The organism is Arenibacter sp. F20364 (assembly GCF_023015905.1).
Taxonomy (GTDB): domain Bacteria; phylum Bacteroidota; class Bacteroidia; order Flavobacteriales; family Flavobacteriaceae; genus Arenibacter.
The window spans coordinates 1-21,794 of record NZ_JALKBD010000015.1 but is presented as its reverse complement, the minus strand read 5'-3'; the positions used below and the strand labels follow the sequence as shown (position 1 = coordinate 21,794).

The 21,794-nt window shown below is 40.7% G+C and carries 15 protein-coding genes; 13 read left to right on the top strand and 2 right to left on the bottom strand.

The window, feature by feature from the left end; all coding sequences use genetic code 11:
* Positions 1 to 141: 141 nt before the first annotated feature.
* From MWU84_RS13450 to MWU84_RS13425, 6 genes are all read left to right on the top strand, one after another.
* Positions 142 to 1,020 (top strand): hypothetical protein, encoded by an 879-nt coding sequence (locus tag MWU84_RS13450; protein WP_246902096.1) that lies wholly within the window; start codon positions 142 to 144, stop codon positions 1,018 to 1,020.
* A 13-nt stretch (positions 1,021 to 1,033) separates the two neighbouring features.
* Entirely contained in the window at positions 1,034 to 1,939 is a 906-nt protein-coding gene (locus MWU84_RS13445) for a hypothetical protein (RefSeq protein WP_246902093.1), read from the top strand.
* A gap of 157 nt (positions 1,940 to 2,096) precedes the next feature.
* Positions 2,097 to 3,233 (top strand): HlyD family efflux transporter periplasmic adaptor subunit, encoded by a 1,137-nt coding sequence (locus MWU84_RS13440; protein ID WP_246902091.1) that lies wholly within the window; start codon positions 2,097 to 2,099, stop codon positions 3,231 to 3,233.
* On the top strand, positions 3,233 to 6,532 hold the full coding sequence (locus MWU84_RS13435; RefSeq protein WP_246902089.1) for an efflux RND transporter permease subunit: 3,300 nt from the start codon (positions 3,233 to 3,235) through the stop codon (positions 6,530 to 6,532). The genes MWU84_RS13440 and MWU84_RS13435 overlap by 1 nt, the downstream gene beginning before the upstream one ends.
* Positions 6,533 to 7,897 carry a TolC family protein gene (locus MWU84_RS13430; protein WP_246902087.1) on the top strand — a complete coding sequence of 455 codons (1,365 nt, stop codon included), beginning with the start codon at positions 6,533 to 6,535 and terminating at the stop codon, positions 7,895 to 7,897. It abuts the gene before it with no gap.
* A gap of 76 nt (positions 7,898 to 7,973) precedes the next feature.
* The gene (locus tag MWU84_RS13425; RefSeq protein ID WP_246902085.1) at positions 7,974 to 8,156 is read left to right on the top strand and encodes a CPXCG motif-containing cysteine-rich protein; all 183 of its coding nucleotides are present in this window, start codon (positions 7,974 to 7,976) and stop codon (positions 8,154 to 8,156) included.
* 94 nt (positions 8,157 to 8,250) lie between these two features.
* On the opposite strand, the gene MWU84_RS13420 is transcribed toward MWU84_RS13425, so the two are convergent.
* The gene (locus MWU84_RS13420) at positions 8,251 to 10,965 is read right to left on the bottom strand and encodes a pitrilysin family protein (RefSeq protein ID WP_246902083.1); all 2,715 of its coding nucleotides are present in this window, start codon (positions 10,963 to 10,965) and stop codon (positions 8,251 to 8,253) included.
* 161 nt (positions 10,966 to 11,126) lie between these two features.
* Between MWU84_RS13420 and MWU84_RS13415 the strand changes: the two genes are divergently transcribed.
* On the top strand, positions 11,127 to 12,158 hold the full coding sequence (locus MWU84_RS13415) for an SUMF1/EgtB/PvdO family nonheme iron enzyme (RefSeq protein WP_246902081.1): 1,032 nt from the start codon (positions 11,127 to 11,129) through the stop codon (positions 12,156 to 12,158).
* 41 nt (positions 12,159 to 12,199) lie between these two features.
* Positions 12,200 to 12,751 carry a YceI family protein gene (locus tag MWU84_RS13410; protein ID WP_246902079.1) on the top strand — a complete coding sequence of 184 codons (552 nt, stop codon included), beginning with the start codon at positions 12,200 to 12,202 and terminating at the stop codon, positions 12,749 to 12,751.
* A 104-nt stretch (positions 12,752 to 12,855) separates the two neighbouring features.
* On the opposite strand, the gene MWU84_RS13405 is transcribed toward MWU84_RS13410, so the two are convergent.
* The gene (locus MWU84_RS13405; RefSeq protein WP_246902076.1) at positions 12,856 to 13,725 is read right to left on the bottom strand and encodes an AraC family transcriptional regulator; all 870 of its coding nucleotides are present in this window, start codon (positions 13,723 to 13,725) and stop codon (positions 12,856 to 12,858) included.
* A 213-nt stretch (positions 13,726 to 13,938) separates the two neighbouring features.
* Between MWU84_RS13405 and MWU84_RS13400 the strand changes: the two genes are divergently transcribed.
* From MWU84_RS13400 to MWU84_RS13380, 5 genes are all read left to right on the top strand, one after another.
* Entirely contained in the window at positions 13,939 to 17,163 is a 3,225-nt protein-coding gene (locus MWU84_RS13400) for a DUF1553 domain-containing protein (protein WP_246902074.1), read from the top strand.
* A gap of 35 nt (positions 17,164 to 17,198) precedes the next feature.
* Complete coding sequence (locus MWU84_RS13395; protein ID WP_246902072.1) at positions 17,199 to 18,710, top strand: DUF1501 domain-containing protein; 1,512 nt, start codon at positions 17,199 to 17,201, stop codon at positions 18,708 to 18,710.
* 32 nt (positions 18,711 to 18,742) lie between these two features.
* The gene (locus tag MWU84_RS13390; protein ID WP_246902070.1) at positions 18,743 to 19,852 is read left to right on the top strand and encodes a 6-bladed beta-propeller; all 1,110 of its coding nucleotides are present in this window, start codon (positions 18,743 to 18,745) and stop codon (positions 19,850 to 19,852) included.
* A 39-nt stretch (positions 19,853 to 19,891) separates the two neighbouring features.
* Positions 19,892 to 21,286: a DUF2231 domain-containing protein gene (locus MWU84_RS13385; protein WP_246902068.1), complete on the top strand. Its 1,395-nt coding sequence runs from the start codon at positions 19,892 to 19,894 to the stop codon at positions 21,284 to 21,286.
* Positions 21,287 to 21,351: 65 nt separating this feature from the next.
* Positions 21,352 to 21,794, top strand: a 443-nt coding sequence (locus tag MWU84_RS13380; protein WP_348647872.1) for a c-type cytochrome domain-containing protein, incomplete at its 3' end; no start/stop codon positions are given.

The following is a 21,794-nucleotide window of genomic DNA, read 5'->3' as shown; positions in this document are numbered from 1 at the left end:
TTCTTTCACCACAACTTTTTGCACTTTCACAACAAAAATAGGGCTTTCGAGCTTTTTTCATCGAATATTTTTGCAGTTTATCGGACAATAATCTTATTTTGTAGGGTAATTCTTATTCCCTAGTTGGATAATAGTGAAAATATGAAAAAAAGCATACTTATGCTCTTAATGGTTATTGTGGGGCAATTTTTGTCAGGGCAGGTTACCGGTCTGGAAAAAAATGCGCTAATAGACCTATATAGCAGTGCTAAGGGTGATGCCTGGATCAGGAGTTGGGATTTAAAGTCCCCAGTTTCTACTTGGGAGGGCGTAACGCTTGAGAACAATAAAGTGGTTTCCATTAATTTAATGAACAACAATCTCAGCGGCAGCATACCAAATTCAATAGGAGACCTAAAGGATTTAAAAGTGTTGAACCTTGCCTTAAATAATCTAGGAGGGAGTATTCCTGAAAGTATCACCAAATTAGAAAAATTGGTTGTACTAAGATTGGGTAAAAATAAGATAGCGGGGAAGATTCCTGAGAATATAGGGGATCTGGAAAAACTTGTTGTATTGGACCTTTTTTATAACGGCCTTTCCGGAGAATTACCTTTAAGTATTGGTGAGATCAAAAAGTTAAGGGTAATATTACTTTCCCATAACGGATTAAGTGGTTCTATTCCTTTGACCTTTGGGAATTTAAGATATCTGGAACGTTTGGAGCTTGGAGATAACAATTTTGGAGGTTTAGTGCCGGACAGTTTGGAGAACCTGACCAATTTGAAAATGCTTGTTTTGGCAGAAAACCGTTTTAGGGGGGAATTTCCAGAGGATATCTTGAGCCTTCCTAACCTAGAACTGGTGCAATTACAAAATAATAGATTTGGTAAAAATGATTTTAATAGCGAAAACGGTAAAAATAAATTTGCGCTTTTTGATTTTGATGAAAGTAATCAAAGAATGATTGATTTTAGTAAAATAAATAGTGCCAAGGACGTAAGAACCGCTGAGACTAGGTTTGAGGATGCTGTGGAATAAAAAAATTATGGATATGATGAAACGAAAATTAAATATTGCAAACTTTTTGATGCTGCTTGGGTTTTGTTTGGTTTTTACCAGTACAGTGAACGCCATGGTTCCAAAAAGCGAAAAAAATGTGCTGCTGGAACTCTACAAAAGTACCCAAGGCCAAAAATGGAACAACTCTTGGGATGTGAATGCCCCAGTTGACAGTTGGTATGGTGTAACGGTAGAAAACGGTCATGTGGTGGCAATAAACCTTTTTAGGAATAACCTTGTGGGTAGCCTGCCAGAAAGTATAGGTGAATTAAAGCACTTGGTACATCTAAATCTTGCCTTTAATACCATTAGTGGTGAGATTCCTAAAAGTATGGTACAGCTTAATAAATTGGAGGTTTTGAAATTGGAGATGAATAGGTTGGAAGGAGAAATACCTGCGGAAATGGGGGATATGAAATCCTTGACAATATTGTCCGCTTTTAACAATTTCCTTTCTGGAAAAATACCGGAAAGTCTTGGTAACATTCAGACCTTAAAGGAGCTTAATTTATCCAGTAATAATCTTACGGGGCGTATACCAAATTCATTGGGAGAGCTTTCAAAATTGGAGAGTCTGGGACTTTTTGAAAATAAATTGTACGGTTCCATTCCTGGAGAATTGGGTAAATTGGGGCAATTAAAGGAATTGGTGCTGGCGAATAATGAACTTGGTGGAGAAATTCCAAAAGAGTTTGGACAGTTGGCAAGCCTGAAAGTCCTTCAAATTCAGAACAACAATATTTTCTCTTTTGATAATATGGAGAGCATGAATTCTGGTCAGTTCCTTGTCTTTGACTATGATAAGAAGGAGGTAGAAAAGGAAAACAAGTATAAGGATTTTGATGTTATTAAAACAAGAATGGCAGATACGAAGTTTGAGGATGAAATGGAGGAGTAGTAATTATTTAAAAATAAGTTGGTTTGGTTAGAAGGAATACAATTTGTATTCCTTTTTTTTTTATTATTCCTGTATTTTGGAACTTTAAGATACATTTAACAAAAATCCCTTAAACTAATAGATAGTTTTGCAGTCAAACCCCCTTTATTAGCCTTTTATGAATTCTAGAAAAATTGTTTTATCCATTATTGGGGTTCTCCTAATAATAGGCTCCTTTTTTGGGGCTAGCTACATTGTCAACAGTAAGAAGACACCAAAACCACGACCCGAAAAAGTGATAAAAACGGTGGTGGTAGAGACTGTCAAAAATGGCAATGTACCCATTATTGTTCCGGCAAACGGAAATCTTGTGGCCAAAAGAAGGGTAGAGCTTTATGCCGAGGTCCAAGGTGTTTTTAAACCAGGAAACAAATTATTTAGACCAGGACAGGAATACAGGGCAGGGGAAGTACTTATAAGAATAGACGCTGCAGAATATTATGCCAATGTTCAATCTTCAAAAAGTAATCTTTACAATTTAATCACTTCCATAATGCCTGATCTTCGATTGGACTACCCGGAGGTTTTTAATAAATGGCAGACATTTTTGGCCAATTTTGATATAAATAAAAGTATTCCTCCCCTTCCGGAAATGTCCACGGAAAAGGAGAAGTATTTTATTTCCGGTAGAGGTATATTGACCAATTACTACACCATAAAAAATTTAGAGCAACGTCTGGCCAAATACACCATCGCAGCACCGTTTAATGGGGTACTTACAGAGGCATTGGTTACAGAAGGAACCTTGGTTAGGTCTGGTCAGAAATTGGGCGAGTTCATCAATAACAATGATTATGAACTGGAAGTTGCCATTAGTAAAACATATAGTGATCTGCTGAATGTTGGGGAAGTGGTTGAGTTAAGAAGTATAGACAGGAACAAAACCTACCAGGGAAAAGTAACTAGGATCAATGGTCGTGTAGATTTAGATTCCCAGACCATTACAGCATTTATAGAGGTAAAGGATCCGGACCTAAGGGAAGGGATGTACATGGAGGCCCATCTTAAAGCAAAGGAAGAGACAGATGCAATTGAAATAAACAGAAGTTTATTACTGGAAACCCAACAAATATTTGTCGTTAGGGATTCCGTATTGGATTTGATACCGGTAAAACCGGTTTACTTTTCGGATAACAAAGTAGTTTTGAAAGATGTTCCGGACGGACTAACAATTTTATCCAAGCCAGTTATGGGAGCCTACTCCGGAATGTTGGTAAAAGTATTTAGCGACCAAGAAACCAACAATCTAGACTAATGAGGAATATTATAGCCTATTTCATAAAGTACCATGTTGCCGTAAATGTCATCATTGTGGCTTTCCTTATTTTTGGTATTGTTGGGGCATTGTCATTAAAATCTTCCTATTTCCCACTTACAGATTCCAAAAATATAAGCATAAATGTAACCTATCCTGGTGCTTCCCCCCAAGAAGTGGAGGAGGGCATTGTGCTTAAGATAGAGGATAACCTAAAAGGTTTGGAGGGAGTGGACCGGGTTACTTCCACGTCAAGGGAAAACAGCGGTATTATAAATGTCGAGATAGAGAAGGACAGGGATATAGACTTTATGCTCTTGGAAGTTAAGAATGCCGTGGATAGAGTGCCTTCTTTCCCAACAGGTATGGAGCCCTTGGTGGTCTCCAAATTGGAGGCAGTAAGACAGACGATTAGTTTTGCCATTAGTGGTGAAAATATAGGCTTATCGGCGCTGAAGCAGATAGGCAGGCAGGTAGAGAACGATATAAGGGCCATGGAGGGTATCTCCCAGATCAATATTACCGGATATCCCGATGAGGAAATAGAGATTGCCGTAAATGAAAATAGTCTTTTGGCTTATAATGTGTCATTTGACGAGGTAGCCCAAGCGGTCTCAAATGCCAATATTTTGGTCACTGGGGGTAATATTAAGACTAGTGCGGAGGAATTTCTGATCAGGGCCAATAATAGGTCGTATTATGGAAATGAATTGTCAAATGTGATCGTCAGGGCCAATGCTTCTGGTCAAACCGTAAGGCTTAAGGATGTGGCGGTTATCCGAGATCGTTTCTCAGAAACGCCCAATGCTACTTATTTCAATGGAAATTTAGCAGTGAATATCGCCATTACCAGTACCAATACTGAAGATTTAATAACATCATCCGAAAAGGTAAAGGAATATATAGAAGAGTATAATCAAAAGCATAACAACGTAAAGTTGAGCGTGATCAGTGATCAGTCAGTTACACTAACCCAGCGCACGCAATTGTTGACCGAAAATGCCATAATGGGAATGATTCTAGTACTCGTCTTCCTTTCCCTGTTTTTGAATACCAGGTTGGCGTTTTGGGTGGCCTTCGGATTGCCAGTAGCATTTTTGGGAATGTTTGTATTTGCTGGATTCTTTGATGTAACCATTAATGTTTTGTCCCTTTTTGGAATGATTATCGTAATCGGTATATTGGTGGATGACGGTATTGTGATCGCCGAAAACATTTATCAGAACTACGAAAAAGGAAAGCCCCCTATTCAGGCGGCGGTAGATGGTGTTATGGAGGTATTGCCTCCAATTATATCGGCCATCATTACTACGATATTGGCATTTTCTATTTTCCTATTCTTGGATAGTAGGATCGGCGAATTTTTTGGTGAGGTATCCGTAATTGTGATACTTACTTTAGTGGTTTCCTTGGTTGAGGCCTTGATTATTCTACCTGCCCATTTGGCCCATTCAAAAGCCCTGCAGCCCTTGGACAATAAGCCTAAAACTGGCATAGCAAGGCTATTTGCAAAATTAAGGGTTATAAACGAATGGGGCGATAGCTTTATGATGTGGATGCGGGATAAACTTTATGGCCCCGTTTTGCGCTTTTCACTCCGCTATAAATTCTTGATGTTTTCCATCTTCGTAATGCTACTGTTCTTAAGTTTCGGTTCCATTGGGGGAGGAATTATCAGAACTTCGTTTTTTCCGCGTGTGGCCAGTGATAGGGTATCGGTAGACTTGCTTATGCCCAATGGGACGCACGAACGGGTAACCGATTCCATTATAAGCCTTATAGAGGAAAAGGCTAAAATTGTGGACCAAGAGCTAACGGAAAAGTACTTAAAGGGTACGGGGAAACAGCTTTTTGAAAACATGATTAGAAAAGTGGGGCCCGGCTCTTCAACGGCTTCGCTGGATATTAACCTTTTGCCAGGAGAAGAAAGGCCAGACGAGATACGATCGGATTTGATAACCAATAGATTGCAGGAATTGGTAGGTCCGGTTATTGGCGTAGAAAGTCTTATTTATGGTTCAGGAGGTAATTTTGGGGGCAGCCCCGTTTCTGTTTCCCTGTTGGGAAATAATATAGGAGAACTAAAAGAGGCAAAAAAAGAACTCAAGGCCATTTTGGAAAATAATGCCCTGCTAAAGGATGTGGCGGACAATGATCCTGCGGGGATTAAGGAAATACGGATGGAGCTTAAGGAGAACGCCTATTTAATGGGGTTGGACTTGAGAAGTGTTATGAATCAGGTTCGTGCCGGATTTTTTGGGGCACAGGCACAACGTTTTCAACGGGGACAGGATGAAATTCGGGTTTGGGTGCGTTACGACCGTGCGGACCGATCATCCATTAATGATCTGGACGATATGAGGATTACCACTCCCAGTGGTAATAAGGTGCCCTTAAAGGAAATTGCAAGCTACGTTATAGTGAGAGGGGACGTTGCCATTAACCATTTGGAAGGTCAGCGCGAAATTCAGGTTTCTGCCGATATTAAAGACGATAAGACCACTAGTGCCACGGATATTATGAATGAAATAAGAACGGTAATAATGCCGGATATTCATTCCAGATATCCTACGGTAACGGCTTCCTATGAGGGTCAGAACAGGGAGACCGCTAAACTTTTTGGTTCATTAAAATTTGTGGGGCTTTCCGTTTTATTGTTGATCTATATAACGATTGCCTTTACCTTCAGAAGTTTTAGTCAACCCCTAATGTTGATTATTTTGGTGCCTTTTAGCATTACCGCTGTATCCTGGGGCCATTGGATCCATGATTTTCCTATCAACGTTTTGTCCATGTTGGGAATTATAGCCCTAATTGGTATCATGGTAAATGACGGCCTGGTGCTGATAGGGAAATTTAACGGCAATCTTAGGGAAGGAATGAAATTTGATGATGCCATTTATGAAGCCGGGAAATCTAGGTTTAGGGCAATATTTTTGACTTCTATTACCACTATTGCAGGTTTGGCCCCATTGCTATTGGAAAAAAGTCGTCAAGCACAATTTTTAAAGCCAATGGCCATTTCCATTGCCTACGGTATTGGGTATGCAACCGTATTGACCTTATTGATGTTACCGTTGTTCCTAGCCTTTAGCAATAAGATGAAAGTTGGTTCCAAATGGTTGATCACCGGAAAAAAAGTAACCAAGGAAGAAGTGGAACGGGCAATAAAGGAACAACAGGAAGAAGGTCATATGCAAAATTTTGAAAAACATGAGCAGAACGGTCATTCTCAGGAAATAGCAACATCGTTAGAGGATGAAATTGTAATATCTAACGAATTGGAAGACGATAAATAAATGGGATATAAATATTTGATCGCAAGCCTACTAATAGGTTTTAGCGGAATTTTAAGTGCACAAGATAAGTTATTGTCCAAGGATGACGCTGTTTCATTGGCCTTGGAAAACAATTTTGGAATTAAGGTAGCCAAAAATCAGGTGGCTATTGCCGATAATAATTCGGGAATCCTGAACTCTGGTTATTTACCGAGTCTTACGGGTACGGCTGGTGCCACTTATAACGAATTTAATAGTAATACGGAGTATCCCGGTCAATTTGAGTCCAATGGGGATCCCAGGGCAGATTTGGAGATCAATGATGCGGAATCACAGGCTTATAATGCCGGACTTAGCTTAAACTATACCTTGTTTGATGGTATGGGCAGACTTTATAATTTTAAGAGATTAAAGGAACAGTATCAGTTATCGGAGTTGCAAGCCAGGGAAACCATAGAGAATACAGTTCTGCAGTTATTTAGTGTCTATTACGAAATTGCTAGGCTAACCGAAAACGAAAATGTTTTAAGACAAGCTCTACAAATTTCCAAGGACCGGATAAAAAGGGCGGAGTATTCTTTTGAATATGGGCAGAATACAAAATTGGACATCTTAAATGCCCAGGTAGATGTTACCAACGATAGTATTAGCTTAATGAATACTCAGCAGAGTTTAGCCAATACGAAACGGGATTTAAATGTGGTCCTCAATCAAAATCTCAATGAAAAATTCGTTGTGGATACCCTAGTAAGTTTTATTCCCAAATTACAGTTGGAGGATTATATTGCCCAGTCCAAGGAGAACAATGTGGCCATACTTCAGACAGAACGCAATTTGGCTATAAACGATTATGATATTAAGGTAAATAGATCTGGATACTTGCCTACTTTGGGGTTGAGCGGGAGTTATGGATGGAATTTGAACCAAAGTGCAGCAACATCCTTTCTTCCGGGGCAGATTATTCCCGGGAGCAATAGGAATAGTTATAATTTGGCCTTGGGGGCCAATCTTACATGGAATTTGTTTGATGGTGGCGGAACAACCGTAAGGGTGAAAAATGCCAAAATAGCCTATGAAAATCAGGAAATACTCAAGGAACAAGTTTCACTTGAAGTGAATAGGGATATTTTAAATGCCTTGGGAATCTACGAAAATAGGTTGCAGATATTTCAAATTCAGGAACAGAACGTCGTAACCAATCAAAATAATTTTGAGCGGTCCAAGGAACAGTTTCAATTGGGTAGGATAACATCCATAGAATTTAGGCAGGCCCAAATAAACCTGTTGAATGCTCAGACCAACAAAAATTTGGCGAAATATGATGCCAAGTTGGCTGAATTACAGCTGTTGCAATTAACAGGACAGTTGTTGTCGGTTGAATTTTAGACAGAATTGCTCTAAATGTACAATAGCTGACGTAGGCCAAGAGTTTTCAAGCTGGTAAATTTTAAACATCCAAGACATGTACGAACACTTCTTTCAATGCCCCTATTGTTGGGAAGAAATATCTATGTTATTGGACCCTTCCATCTCTAGGCAGACCTATGTAGAGGATTGTGAGGTTTGCTGTAATCCTATATCGGTTACCCCGGTTTTTAATGAGGGGGAGCTAAATGCCTTCGAGGCTTTGGATATTGGGCAATAATCTGTTAGGCTATTTAATCTTCCTCAAAAAAAAAGACAGTCTAAATATGTTGATTTTTAAACTGTCTTCTTAAGGTAGGTATTATAATTCGTACTTATTTCTTATAATCCCCGGCATTGATTACCGTCCAATTCTTATAAGGTTTAAGGTATTTTAGAATGGCCTTGTTAATATCGCCTATGGTCAAATTTTTCACTTTTTCTTCCAAGTTCTTCTGGAAGTCCATGGTACGATCGTAGTAAATGTTGTTGTTTATTAGGCCTGCGAGCTCGGCATCTTTGGCGCGGGAAACATTTTGCTCCTGTACCCAACCGTTAACAGCATTCTGCAATTCTTCCTCCGTTATACCATCTTTAATAAAACGATCCAATTCCTCTTTAAATCCTAGTTGCACCTTGTCATAGTTCTCTGGGGCATATATGGCATATAGGTACATGGATGAATTTTGATCATCAGCATTGGAATCGGCTTGGAATCCAGCCCCTGCACCATAACTAACACCGTCTTTTTGGCGCAACCTGTCCGCAATCCTTGAATTTAGAAAACCACCTCCCAATATAGTAGCTGCCATATTAAGTGCAGCATAATCTTCATCGTCCTGACTGATTTTAATATTTAGGTTTCCGAGGGTCATGGCATTTTTCTTGTCCGGGGTAAGAATGTCCTCATGTATTTCCGGGGAATGGGTAAATGGATCTTTAAGCCTCTCGTAGGTATTTTTGCTCTTGAAGTTGGCGTACTCTTTTTCCATGTAGGTCTTTAATTCCTTGGGCTGCATATCGCCTATCCCTACCAGAATGGACTTGCCTAGGCCATAAAACGCCTTGTGGAAGCTTTTGATCTCCTCTATGCTGGTTGCCCTTATGGCTGCTTCTTCCTCTTCCACTGACATGGAGTATAAAGGATGTCCCTTAGGATGGGTATTGTTTAATTGGGATAATCTTTTGGAGGCCAAAAATTGGGGTTCTGTCTTGTTGCTTTCCAAATATGCCAAAGACTCAGTTTTTAATTTTTCCAATTCTGTGGCCTCAAAGGAAGGGGTTTTTAGCATTTCCGACATTAGGGCCAATGTGGCCATTAGGTTTTCTTCGGTAGAGACTATATTGGCATAAACATTTCCATTACTAGCTCTAAAGGATACCGAAGATTTCAATTTGCTCAATTCGTCCTCAATCTGTTGTCTGGTTTTGGATTTTGTACCTTTGTTTAGCATGCTTGCGGTAAAAGATGGTACAACTCCTTTGTTGTTAAGGGATTCCATGTTACCATTTCTAATACTAAAACTAAGCCTGACTGTTTTTCCTCGGTTGCTCTTTTCAATAAGGCCATATTCAATTCCATTGGAAAGTTTGCCTGCGTCCAGTCTGGATTGAATGGCATCATAGGAAACATCAAATGCCTCACCGGTACCCATATCTTCCTTGCCTTTATAGTCTGACACAAGGGCATCAAGATTTTGCGTATGCTCAATTGCTATTCTCTCCGGATTTTTGGTGGGATTAAATCTACCGATGGTTCTGTTGGTGGTGATCAAGTATTTTTTGGCCACTTCATTTACCGCTTCCAGACTGGTGTTCTCAATTCTATCGCGCAATATAAACGCCAATCTCCAATCCCCTGCACCAATGAATTCGCTCATATAGGTTCCTAGATAGGACGAATTTCTAAAGATTTGATCGGTTCGTTTTAAAAGGTTGGCTTTGGCACGATCCAATTCATCCTGGGTGATGGGTGAGGTCTTTACGGCATCCAAAGTTTCTTTAAGTACTTTTTCCACTTCGTCCGCATTCTTATCCGAAGGTACATCTACGTTGAGGTACAAAAACCCGGGCTCTTTGGTGAAAGGGGAAAAAGACCATACCGATGAAGCTTTGTTGGCTTCTATTAAAGCTTTGTATAGCCTGCCGGAAGGTTCATCCGATAGGACGTTTTCTATAAGCGAAATGGCGGCATAATCCTCATGGGAACCTGCGGGGGTATGGTACATAGCCGAAACTATTTGTAAATCGCCAACACGATTTAGTTGTACCGTTTTTTCGCCATCTTGTGCCGGCTCTTCCGTATAGGAATCCCTTATTGGGGTGGCGGGTTTTTCAATTTCACCAAACTTTTTTTGGATCAAGTCCAGTGTTTTGGCTTCATCAAATTTGCCGGTAACCATTAAAACCGCATTGTCCGGGCGGTAGAATTTTTTATAAAATGCCTGTAGGTTTTCAATGGGAACACGTTCTATATCGGATCTATTTCCAATAGTGCTATTACCATAGTTGTGCCACATAAAGCCAGCATTGATGACGTTCTGCATAAGAACCCTTGAAGGATCGTTTTCACCACTTTCAAATTCATTTCGAACTACACTGAATTCGGACTCCAAATCCTTTTTGGCGATATACGAATTCATCATGCGATCTGCCTCTAGGTCCAAGGCCCAATCCAGATTTTCATCGGTGGCATTAAAAGTTTCAAAATAATTGGTCCTGTCGAACCAGGTAGTGCCATTGGGTCGGGCTCCATGTGAACTTAGTTCTTTTGGGATGTCCGGATGATTGGGGGTGCCTTTAAAAACCATGTGTTCCAATAGGTGGGCCATTCCTTTTTCCCCGTAACCTTCATGCCTGGATCCTACTAAGTAGGTAATGTTAACGGTTATGGTCTGTGAGGAATTATCTGGAAACAGAAGAACCTTAAGGCCGTTGTCCATTTTATATTCCGTAATTCCCTCCACGGAGGCTGATTTTTGCAATTGCCCATAGGAAAAACTGCTAAAAATTAGGCCGATCAATATAAGCGATAAGATTTTTGTTCTCATAGGAGTGTAGTTTGTGATGTTCAATAATACAAAAATTAAAGGGTGTTTTAGGAGTTGTAACCTTAGAAATTTTGAGTTTGAGAGGTTTAAATAGGACATAGGGATGGCTCTTTGAAAAAATAGTAATATTTTTAGGCCATCAACCTAAACTAATTTTTCAAATGCTAAGAATTACCTCTAGATTATTTAATCTACCTCTTTTTAGTTTTCTCTTATTTACATCTTTGACGATCTCTTTGGAGTCTTGTAAATCTGGGCAAGCCGTTGTTGCTGCTCCAGATAAAAAGGAGCAGGCTACCGAAATTTTTACGGAGAATATTCCAGCTACCGATATTTCTTTTGACATGGTATTGATTCCTGAAGGAGAATTTAAAATGGGTAGCCCAGAGGATCAGCCCAACAGAAAGCCTGATGAAGGTCCCATGAAGAATGTTGAATTGGATGCTTTTTATATGGGAAAATATGAACTTGGTTGGGAAGTTTTTGAGTTGTTCTTTAAGCAGAACAAGAATTTGTTCGAGAATTTGGAAGCAGATAAGTTAAATGGAATAGACGCCATTACAAGGCCAAGTCCTCCTTATGAGGACCCTTCTTATGGTATGGGAAAGGTAGGATACCCTGCAATAAGCATGTCGACCTATTCTGCCCTTGTGTTCTGTAAGTGGTTAAGTACCGTTACCGGAAGGTTTTATAGATTGCCAACAGAGGCAGAATGGGAATATGCTGCCAAGGCCGGGACCAACACGGCCTATTCATTTGGAGACGATGTTTCTAAAATTGACGATTATGCAGTTTACTATAAAAACTCCAATAATCAGTATGCCAAGGTGGGAAGCAAATTGCCAAATCCTTGGGGATTGTACGATATGCACGGAAATGTTTCCGAATGGACCCTGGATGAGTACAAGGAAAATGCCTTGGCTATTGCAGAGTCCAAGAACCCTTGGGTAAAGCCGACCGTAATACATCCCAGGGTAATCAAAGGAGGGTCATGGGATGATGATGCAAAGACACTTAGGTCGTCTGCTAGGATTGCATCAAGTTTGAAATTACAGAAGAGGGATCCGCAGATTCCAAAAAGCTTTTGGTGGAACACAGATTCCAACTTTATAGGGTTTAGATTGGTGAGTCCAAAAGAGCAGCCCTCCGAAGAGGAACAAAAACAGTTTTGGCAAACCGTATTGGATGAGTAGGCCTAGGGCTTATGCCTAATAATAAAAAAATAACGTTACAGATGAAAAATATACTTACCTTATTATCATTACTCTTTTTGGTGTTTATTGGATATGCCCAAGAATCATATACCTTGTCCAAAGAAAGCGTCCTTAAAATTAATGGTTCTTCTACCATACATGACTGGACCGTAACGGCCAATTCTATGAAGGGATCCATGAACATGAATGCCAATACTATAAAGAATTTGTTATTTCAGGTAGAGGTGGCCCAGATTAAAAGTGAACGTGGGGCAGCTATGGATAAAAAAATGCATGCGGCCTTAAAAATGGAAGATCATCCTGAGGTATCCTTTAAATTACAAGAAATAAAAAAAACTGCCGGTTCGGAAAATACTTTTCAGATTAACGGGATGCTAAATATAGCAGGTGTTGAAAAAGCTGTAGCTATTACATCAGAATACCAGGAAGCTGGTGGGAATTACGTTTTTAAGGGAAGTAAGGAAATAAAGTTGCAGGATTATGATATGGAGCCTCCAACGGCAATGTTTGGCCAAATAATAGTTGGGGATAATGTCACTATCGACTTCGACTTGGTCTATACAAAGGGATAGGGTCTATTTTTTATGGGTCTGTTCCAACACTTTTAAATAGAATTTTTTATCGGTCGTCTTTAGGGCCAATTTAGATTCTTGGGTTTTCGTATTTATTTACACCGTTATTTTTGCAAACGCTCTTCTCTAAAAACTCCTGGGGTTTTTCCTGTATGGTTTTTAAATATTCTAGTGAAATAGGACGGGTTTTCAAGCCCCACTTTTTCCGCAATTTGCTTTAGGGAATTGCTTGTGGAAAGCAATAGTAATTGCGCTCTTTCGATTCGTTTGGATTGAATGTATTTGTTGGGCCGCATACCAAAATTTTGACTGAAGACCCTGGAAAAATAGTCGGTGTTTAAGTGACAAAAGTCGGCCAACTGTTTCACTGTTAAATTCTCATGGAGATTTTCATGGATATAGTTTAGGACCATGCCAAATTCCTTTTTTACACTGCTTTTTGGGGATTGGGAGTTGGCGGCCCCGATAAACCTGGATAGGATTATTTCCAAAATGGCATGGGTTTCCATGTATGCCGAAAGACTTAATTCTTCGTTTCTCTTTTCAAATTCCATCAGTGTAGGTCGGTTGTCATAAACTTTTGGGTTATTGTTTTCCAGCTGCCTATTTGGATTTAATTCCAATATGCGCTTAAAATAATACAAGTCCATAGGGTTTGCTTTTGACTCATAAATAAAGCTGCTAAAATTAAATATGGAATAACCATTTTTTATCTCCTCCAAACAACTAATGTAATATTGTTCGTGATATTCATCGCATTTATACCTGCCGAAGGTGTAACTGGGGATGAGGTAAATATGTCCGGGCTTCAATTCAATGGCCTCATTGCTGTGATAGACCATTGCGCTCCCTTTGGTGATGTAATAGAGGCGAATAAAAGGGCTAATAACGTCATCATAGTCCCATAGGGGATCCAATTTTGCGTAACCCGTGTTCAATAAGGATAACTTTAAAGATTGAAGTATTTTAGACATAAGCGGGATTTTGTCGGATTTGGAGTAAAAGAAATTTGTGGATCACCATCCAATATATAGATAATTATATACTAATTTAATAAAAAATATAGATGGAATTAGGAATTGGGCAAGTGTTAATGTCGGAAATGTGCAATACTTAAACTGATTTGAGTGTATATTATGAATCCTTAAATTTTATCTTTGAAAAAATAGCAAATTGATTGGTTGGGTATGACAATTATTAGGAATCTTTTGGTTTATATATGGTTATTTTTATTTTTTTCCTGTGGAGGTCCGGATATACCGGAATTGGTATCGTTGGAATATGAAAAACTACCAAGGCAGGTGGATTTCAATATCCACGTAAAGCCTATTCTCTCGGATAAATGTTTTATTTGCCATGGCCCCGATAAGGCTAAAATAAAGGCTGACCTTCAATTGCATACTCCGGAAGCGGCTTATAAGGAATTGGTGGAATCTCCTGGAAAGTTTGCGTTAAAGCCAGGGAATCTAAACAAAAGTGAAGTGTTCCATAGAATTATCTCGGAAGACCCCAACTATGTGATGCCGGAACCGGATTCCCATCTATCCCTATCCGACCATGAGAAGGCGGTTTTGATAAAATGGATTGAACAGGGAGCCGAATATAAGGATCATTGGGCATTTATTAAGCCAAAGGAATACGATGAACCAAAAGCCCAGGATAAGGAAGGTTTGGTACAAAATCCTATCGATAATTTCGTACTGGCCCGCTTGGAGCAGGAGGCCCTGGAATTTTCCCCTAAAGCGGACAAGGAATTGTTATTGAGAAGACTCTATCTGGATCTTACGGGACTGCCTCCAACTTTGGAGGATATGGATTCTTTTATGAAGGATACTTCGCCCGAAGCTTACGAAAAGGAAGTGGACAAATTATTGTCCTCCCCGCACTACGGAGAACAAATGGCATTGGACTGGATGGACTTGGCCCGTTTTGCAGATACCCATGGTTATAGTGTAGATCGGTATCGGGATATGTCGCCGTGGAGGGATTGGGTAATAGATGCCTTTAACAAAAATATGTCCTATGAACAGTTTATAACTTGGCAATTGGCAGGAGACCTTATTGAAAATCCCAGTCGCGAATCCATTTTGGCCACCGCCTTCAACCGGGTTCATCCACAAAATATGGAGGGTGGTATTGTAAGTGAAGAGTTTTTGGTGGAATACGCAGTGGACCGCGCAAGTACTTCCGGACAGGCATTTATGGGGTTAACCGTGGCCTGCGCCAGATGTCATGATCATAAATACGATCCCATTTCGCATAAGAACTTTTACGAGCTTACCAGTTTTTTCAACAATGTGAACGAGTCTGGACAGATTTCGTGGAATGATGCCACCCCGGTGCCCACATTAATGTTGACTACGGAAGAGGAAGAAAAAGTGCTGTCCTATATGGGGAAGTTAATTCAAGAGACTGAAGGGGAGATTAAGAAAGTGGAGCAAAAGGAAATTGCCTCGAATTTTGATAAGTGGCTAACCGAAAAGCAATATACGGCCCTTGGAATGAAAGTTCCTTCCAAAGGTTTAACGGCTTATTTTGATCTAAATAACCAAAGTTTAGGAAATGCCATCGATCCAAATCAAAAGGGAACCATGAAGCGGGAAGGTACTGAAGGGCAAAAAATAAACCTTTCGGAAGGAAAAAAGGGTAAAGGGGTTTTGTTCGATGGGGATACTTGGTTGGATTTAAGAAAAACAGGTGTATTTGGAAGAAACGATGCCTTTAGCATAGGTTTATGGGCCAACATTCCCTCCAATATCGAAAATGGTAATATTTTCCATAAGGGAGACGGGGCCATTTTGTACAATTGGCGTGGCTATCATCTTAAGATCGTTGACAATAAATTGGAACTGATGATGGCGCATACGGCGCCCAACAATGCTATTGTTGAGATTGCCAAAAATGCCTTTCCAAGGGATCAATGGGTACATTTTGCCGTAACCTATGATGGTTCCAGTAAAGCTGAAGGGTATAGGCTATTTGTAAATGGTAGGGAAATGGAGACCTTTATGAAAACTGATAACCTATACAAGGACATTCTTTTTAGGAATAATAATGAACCAGGACTGCAATTGGGCGCTAGGTTAAGGGGAAAAGGAATTAAGGGGGCTGTTGTAGATGAGATACGGGTTTATGAAAGGGATCTGTCGGCTTTAGAGATCATGCAACTCGCAAATGATCTTCAACTAAATGAACTGGTAAAAAAAGAGGTCGTTAATCTTGGGGCCGGAGATAAAAAATTATTACAGGAACATTATTTGAAGACGGTTTCACAAGCTGCCAAATTACAAGAGGGCAAATTGGCAGAATTGCGCAAAGCTTATGTGGATAGTGTGGAAAAGGTAAAAGAGGTTATGGTCATGGAGGAGACTCCGGAGCCGGTACCGTCATACATATTGGATCGTGGAGTATATAATGCAAGGGGTGAAGAAGTGTTTCCCAATACCCCTGAAGCTATATTGGCCATGCCAGAAGAATATCCAAAGAACCGATTGGGGTTTGCCAAATGGCTGTTTCATAAGGACCATCCTTTGACTGCTAGAGTGGCGGTCAACAGATTTTGGCAGCACTACTTTGGGTATGGTCTGGTTAAGACATCTGAGGATTTTGGGAATCAAGGGGAAATGCCCTCCCACCCAAAATTGCTCGACTGGTTGGCCTTGGAATTTAGGGATTCGGGATGGGATGTTAAGGCATTTCAAAAATTGATCGTGATGTCCCATACCTATCAGCAATCTTCAATGGTAAGTGAGGATTTGATGGAAATGGACATTGAAAACCGACTGTTGGCAAGAGGCCCTTCCAAAAGATTGTCTGGGGAGATGTTGCGTGATAATGCCTTGGCCAGTTCTGGATTGCTAAACAAATCCATTGGCGGGAAAAGTGTAAGTCCTTATCAGCCTGAAGGGCTGTGGAGGGTGAACAATGCAACCTATAGGCAGGATACCGGAGATAAGTTGTACAGAAGAAGTATGTACACCATCTGGAAACGATCCGTACCCCATCCTACCTTGGCTACTTTTGATGCCCCTGCACGGGATGTTTGTACTATTCAGCGACAGGAAACCAATACTCCGCTACAGGCTTTGGTATTGCTCAACGATCCCACTTATATTGAGGCAGCGAGAGTTTTAGGTAAGCGTATGAGCGATTCGGGAGATTTAAAATTGGGTATTTCCAATGTGTTTAGGCAGCTTACGGGGAGGAAAATCATGGAAAATGAGCTGCAATTGTTGCTTGAACTTCAGGAGAATGAATATAAAAAATTTACTGCCAACTTGGAAAGGACTAAAGGTTGGCTAAATACTGGTGAGTTCAAATTGGAAAATGGGGATGATAGGGCATTGGTGGCCGCTAATGCCGTTGTGGCCAATGCCATTATGAATGCGGATGCCTATATCACTAAAAGGTAATAAGTTAAAAGAAAAGTAGCGTTAAACAAGAGGATATGTGTGATCATCATGATAAATTAAGATCGAACAATAGGGATCTTCAGAGCATCGAAAAACAATTGGACAGAAGAGAGTTCTTTAAAAAGACCTCACTTGGGATAGGAGCTATAGCACTTGGTTCCCTATTGCAGTCGGAAAAGCTATGGAGTGCTGTGAACCCCATGGCTGATGCAAATGGATCTTTGAATGCCTTTGCTAAAAACAAACTGGGGTTACCCCATCATTTGCCCAAGGCCAAACGTATAGTTTACCTGTTTCAAAGCGGTGGGCCATCACAGTTGGATCTGTTCGATTATAAGCCAAAGCTCAAGGATATGTTTGGCCAAGATTTACCGGATTCTATAAGGGCCGGGCAACGCCTTACCGGGATGAGCGCCGATCAAACGGCTTTCCCCATTGCTGCATCCACTCTGAACTTTAAGCAGTATGGCGAGTCTAGGGCCTGGGTAAGTGATGCTATGCCTTACCTGTCCGAGGTTGTGGATGACCTTTGTTTTATTAAGGGCATGCATACCGATGCCATTAACCACGATCCGGCCATAACCTTTTTTCAAACGGGCAGTCAACAACCGGGAAGGCCTTCCATAGGTTCCTGGATCAGCTACGGTTTAGGATCCGACAATGACAATTTGCCAACTTTTATTTCCCTGGTATCCAAAAATGGTTCAGGGCAGCCTTTATATTCCCGTTTGTGGGGCAATGGCTTTTTACCAACAGAACATCAGGGGGTACAGTTCCGATCCGGAAAAGACCCTGTGCTATATTTGGGAGATCCGGAGAATTACGACGGAAAGGACCGTAGGGAAATGTTGAATTATTTGAACAAGTTGAATGGGATAGCATATGATGCCTACGGCGATCCGGAAATTAATGCGCGGATAGCGCAATATGAAATGGCATATAGAATGCAGACTTCCGTACCCGAGGTAACGGATGTATCGGACGAACCGGATCATATTTTTGACATGTACGGACCCGATAGTCGAAATCCTGGAACTTACGCGGCAAACTGTCTAATGGCCCGTAAATTATTGGAAAAGGACGTAAAATTTGTGCAATTGTATCATCAGGGATGGGATCAGCATGGCAATTGTCCCGGGGGTGTAAAACACCAGAGCAAGAATACCGATCAGGGAACGGCAGCTTTGATCAAAGATTTAAAACAGCGGGGCATGCTGGAAGATACCTTGGTGGTATGGGGCGGTGAGTTTGGCCGTACGGTCTACTCCCAAGGTCAGTTGACAGATACCAACTACGGAAGGGACCATCACCCTAAAGCTTTTACCATGTTTATGGCGGGGGCAGGGGTGAAACCGGGATTTACCTATGGTGAAACAGATGATTTTGGGTATAATATTATTAAGGATCCTGTACATACCCATGATTTTCAGGCCACCTTACTGCACCTTTTTGGAATAGATCACGAAAGATTGACCTATAAACATCAAGGACGTAGGTTTAGACTTACTGATGTACATGGAGATGTGGTGAAAGATATTCTTACCTAATTCAAAACATATCGACCTAAATTAAAAATTAAATGAACAATTCGAGAAGAAAATTTATAGGCCGTACCGCGATGTTGGGAACGGCACTGGCAGCGACCCCGTCCTTTGGTTTTCATATTATGAAAAAAGAAAATCAAGAGGACAATATTGTTGGTCATGGAGATTTTAAATATAAGGTTCACAAAGACTGGGCAAAAATTTCCACCGCACATAATCCTATCCTTAATTGTCATGAAATGCAAATGGATAGCAAAGGAAGGTTATTAATGATCGGGGATCATACGGACAATAATATTTTGGTATTTGACAAATCAGGTAAATTACTGGACTATTGGGGTACTGGTTACCCTGGAGGACATGGTTTAACTCTGCACAACGAAGGAGGGGAGGATGTGCTTTATATTGTGGATTGTGGATATTTTGTGGATAAATCTGGAAAATACCATGCACAGGCCGGTCAGGTATTTAAAACTACTATTGATGGGCGCTTAATTTTTCCCTTGCCGCATCCGCATACCATTGGGGTATATAAACAGGAGGAAGCCTATATGCCTACGGAAACGGCCATAGGACCAAATGGGGATATATATGTGGCCGATGGCTACGGATCGGATTATATCCTTCAATTCAATGACAAGGGCGAATTTATTCGAAAATGGGGAGGAAAAAATAATGACGATAAAAACTATAATTTAGTAAATGCCCACGGGGTAGCTGTTGATTATCGCGATAGTAATAATCCGGTATTAGTAGTAACTTCAAGAACAGAAAACGCCTTTAAATTTTTCACGCTGGACGGAAAATATATCAAAACATTGAACTTGCCCGGTGCCTTTGTTTGCAGGGCTGTTTTGGATGAGGAAAATATCTATTCCGGAGTGTGCTGGTCGGAAACTAGGGATGGTAAAAAATGGGTCAGGGATACAGGTTTTGTAACCATATTGGACGGTAAAAACAAGGTCGTTTCCAATCCTGGGGGCGAGGCTCCCAATTATATTGATGGGGAACTCCAAACCATGCATAATTCCAAGGTGCCGATTTTTAACCATGGGCACGATGTTTTTGTGGATCCGGACAAAAATTTATATGTATGTCAGTGGAACGCCTATAATACGGCGCCAATAAAATTGGAGAGGGTATAAAAAGATATTACTAGAATACAAGAGAATTAAAAGTTAACCATGGAAAGTACTGTGCCGGATTTTATTTTGTTTTTAGGTCGATTTCACCCTCTTGTGGTGCACTTGCCCATTGGGTTTTTGATATTTGCCTTTCTTTTGGAAATCTATGGGCGCAGGCATATAAACCCGGCCTTGTCCACGGCCATTAGTTTGGCCTTGTTTGGTGGGGCAATAAGTGCTTTGGTGGCCAGTGTTCTGGGATATATGCTTTCCCTTAGCGGCGACTATGAGAAGGGGATGTTGGATACCCATTTCTGGTTTGGAATAGCGACGACCCTGGTAACATTTTTTGCATGGTCTTTGCGTTCGGGAAAACTAAGTATACCAAAATTAAGCGGTCTAAAACCTAATATGGCCACGCTAACCTTGGTGGTCGTTTTGGTTGGTGTTACCGGTCATTATGGGGGTAATTTGACCCATGGAAGCGATTATTTGGTGAAATATGCTCCTTTTGGAAGAACGGAAAAAGTGGTGCTGCCCCCAATTGCAAAATTGGAGGAAGCCGCTGTCTATGATTATCTGGTAAACCCTATCCTTGAAACAAAGTGCAATAGTTGTCATAATTCCAGTAAGAAAAAGGGTGGACTCTCATTTCAGGATACCCTTGCCATAAAAAAAGGGGGAAAAAATGGCGATGTTTTTATTGCTGGGAATGTGGCCGACTCAGAAATGATAAAACGTGTTATGTTGAATCCGCACCATGAGGATTACATGCCCCCAGAAGGAAAGACACCCCTTACAGATGAGGAAAAATCAATTTTATCGTTTTGGATAGAAAAGGGCAATGCCAATTTTAAAGTAAAAATAGGGGAGTTGGAAACTCCGGATGAGATAACGAGTATAGCATCCACAATGTTGGGCTTGGAAGACGCCACTGGTAAAAGTGGAATACCCTTGCCCAAGGTGTCACAACCTACAGCTGAAATTCTAGGGGAAATTACGGACGCAGGTTTTAAAATACGCGAATTGGTATTCGAATCTGGATTGTATGACGTTGTTTTACCCTCAAAATCCATTTTGGCAGGGAATGAGAGTGAGTTGGATATAAAACTGAAGAAGTTACTTTCTATAAAGGACAATATAATATGGCTTTCCGTGAAGGATAATCATTTACAGGATAAGCACTTAAAAACTATAAGTCAGTTTGTAAACCTTCAGAAACTGGAGATTGAAAAAAATCCGGTAACGGATAACGGAATTAGTGAAATAACGGCTAACCAAAGTTTAACGGGACTCAATTTATACCAGACTAAAATTACTTCATCGAGCTTTGAGAGTTTTGTTAAAATGAAAGGATTGAAAAGGGTGTATGTCTGGGGTACGACCATTACAGAGAATGAGGCAGCCAATTTTAGGGCTCAAGAAAATCGCCCCGAAATAATAATGGGGATGTAATATTGGAATATTAGGGTAAAGATATTAATTATTTAAAATTACCCATATTGAAATAGAATTCCCGAATGAAACAAAAAGTTAGTATAGTATTGATTTTATTGGGTCTGGTAGCCTTGTTGTTTGCCCTTAAGTCGGGGTTTTTCAAATCCTCGGACGACGGGTACGTGAACCAGAAGCTGCCCGAGGTCGTTGACTATAATTTCCATATAAAGCCGATACTATCGGACAATTGCTATACCTGCCATGGACCTGATGCCAACAAGAGGAAGGCCGGCCTTCGCCTGGATCTGGAGCAGGCGGCACTTTCGGAACTGCCGGAGAATCCGGGGAAATATGCCGTTGTTGCGGCCCGGCCCGGCAACAGTCTTTTGTACCGGCACGTAATCTCGGACGATCCAAAACTACTGATGCCCCCACCGGATTCGCAATTGGCCCTGAATTCGTATGAAAAGAAGCTATTGAAGAAATGGATAGAACAGGGCGCCAAGTTCGAGAAGCACTGGGCCTT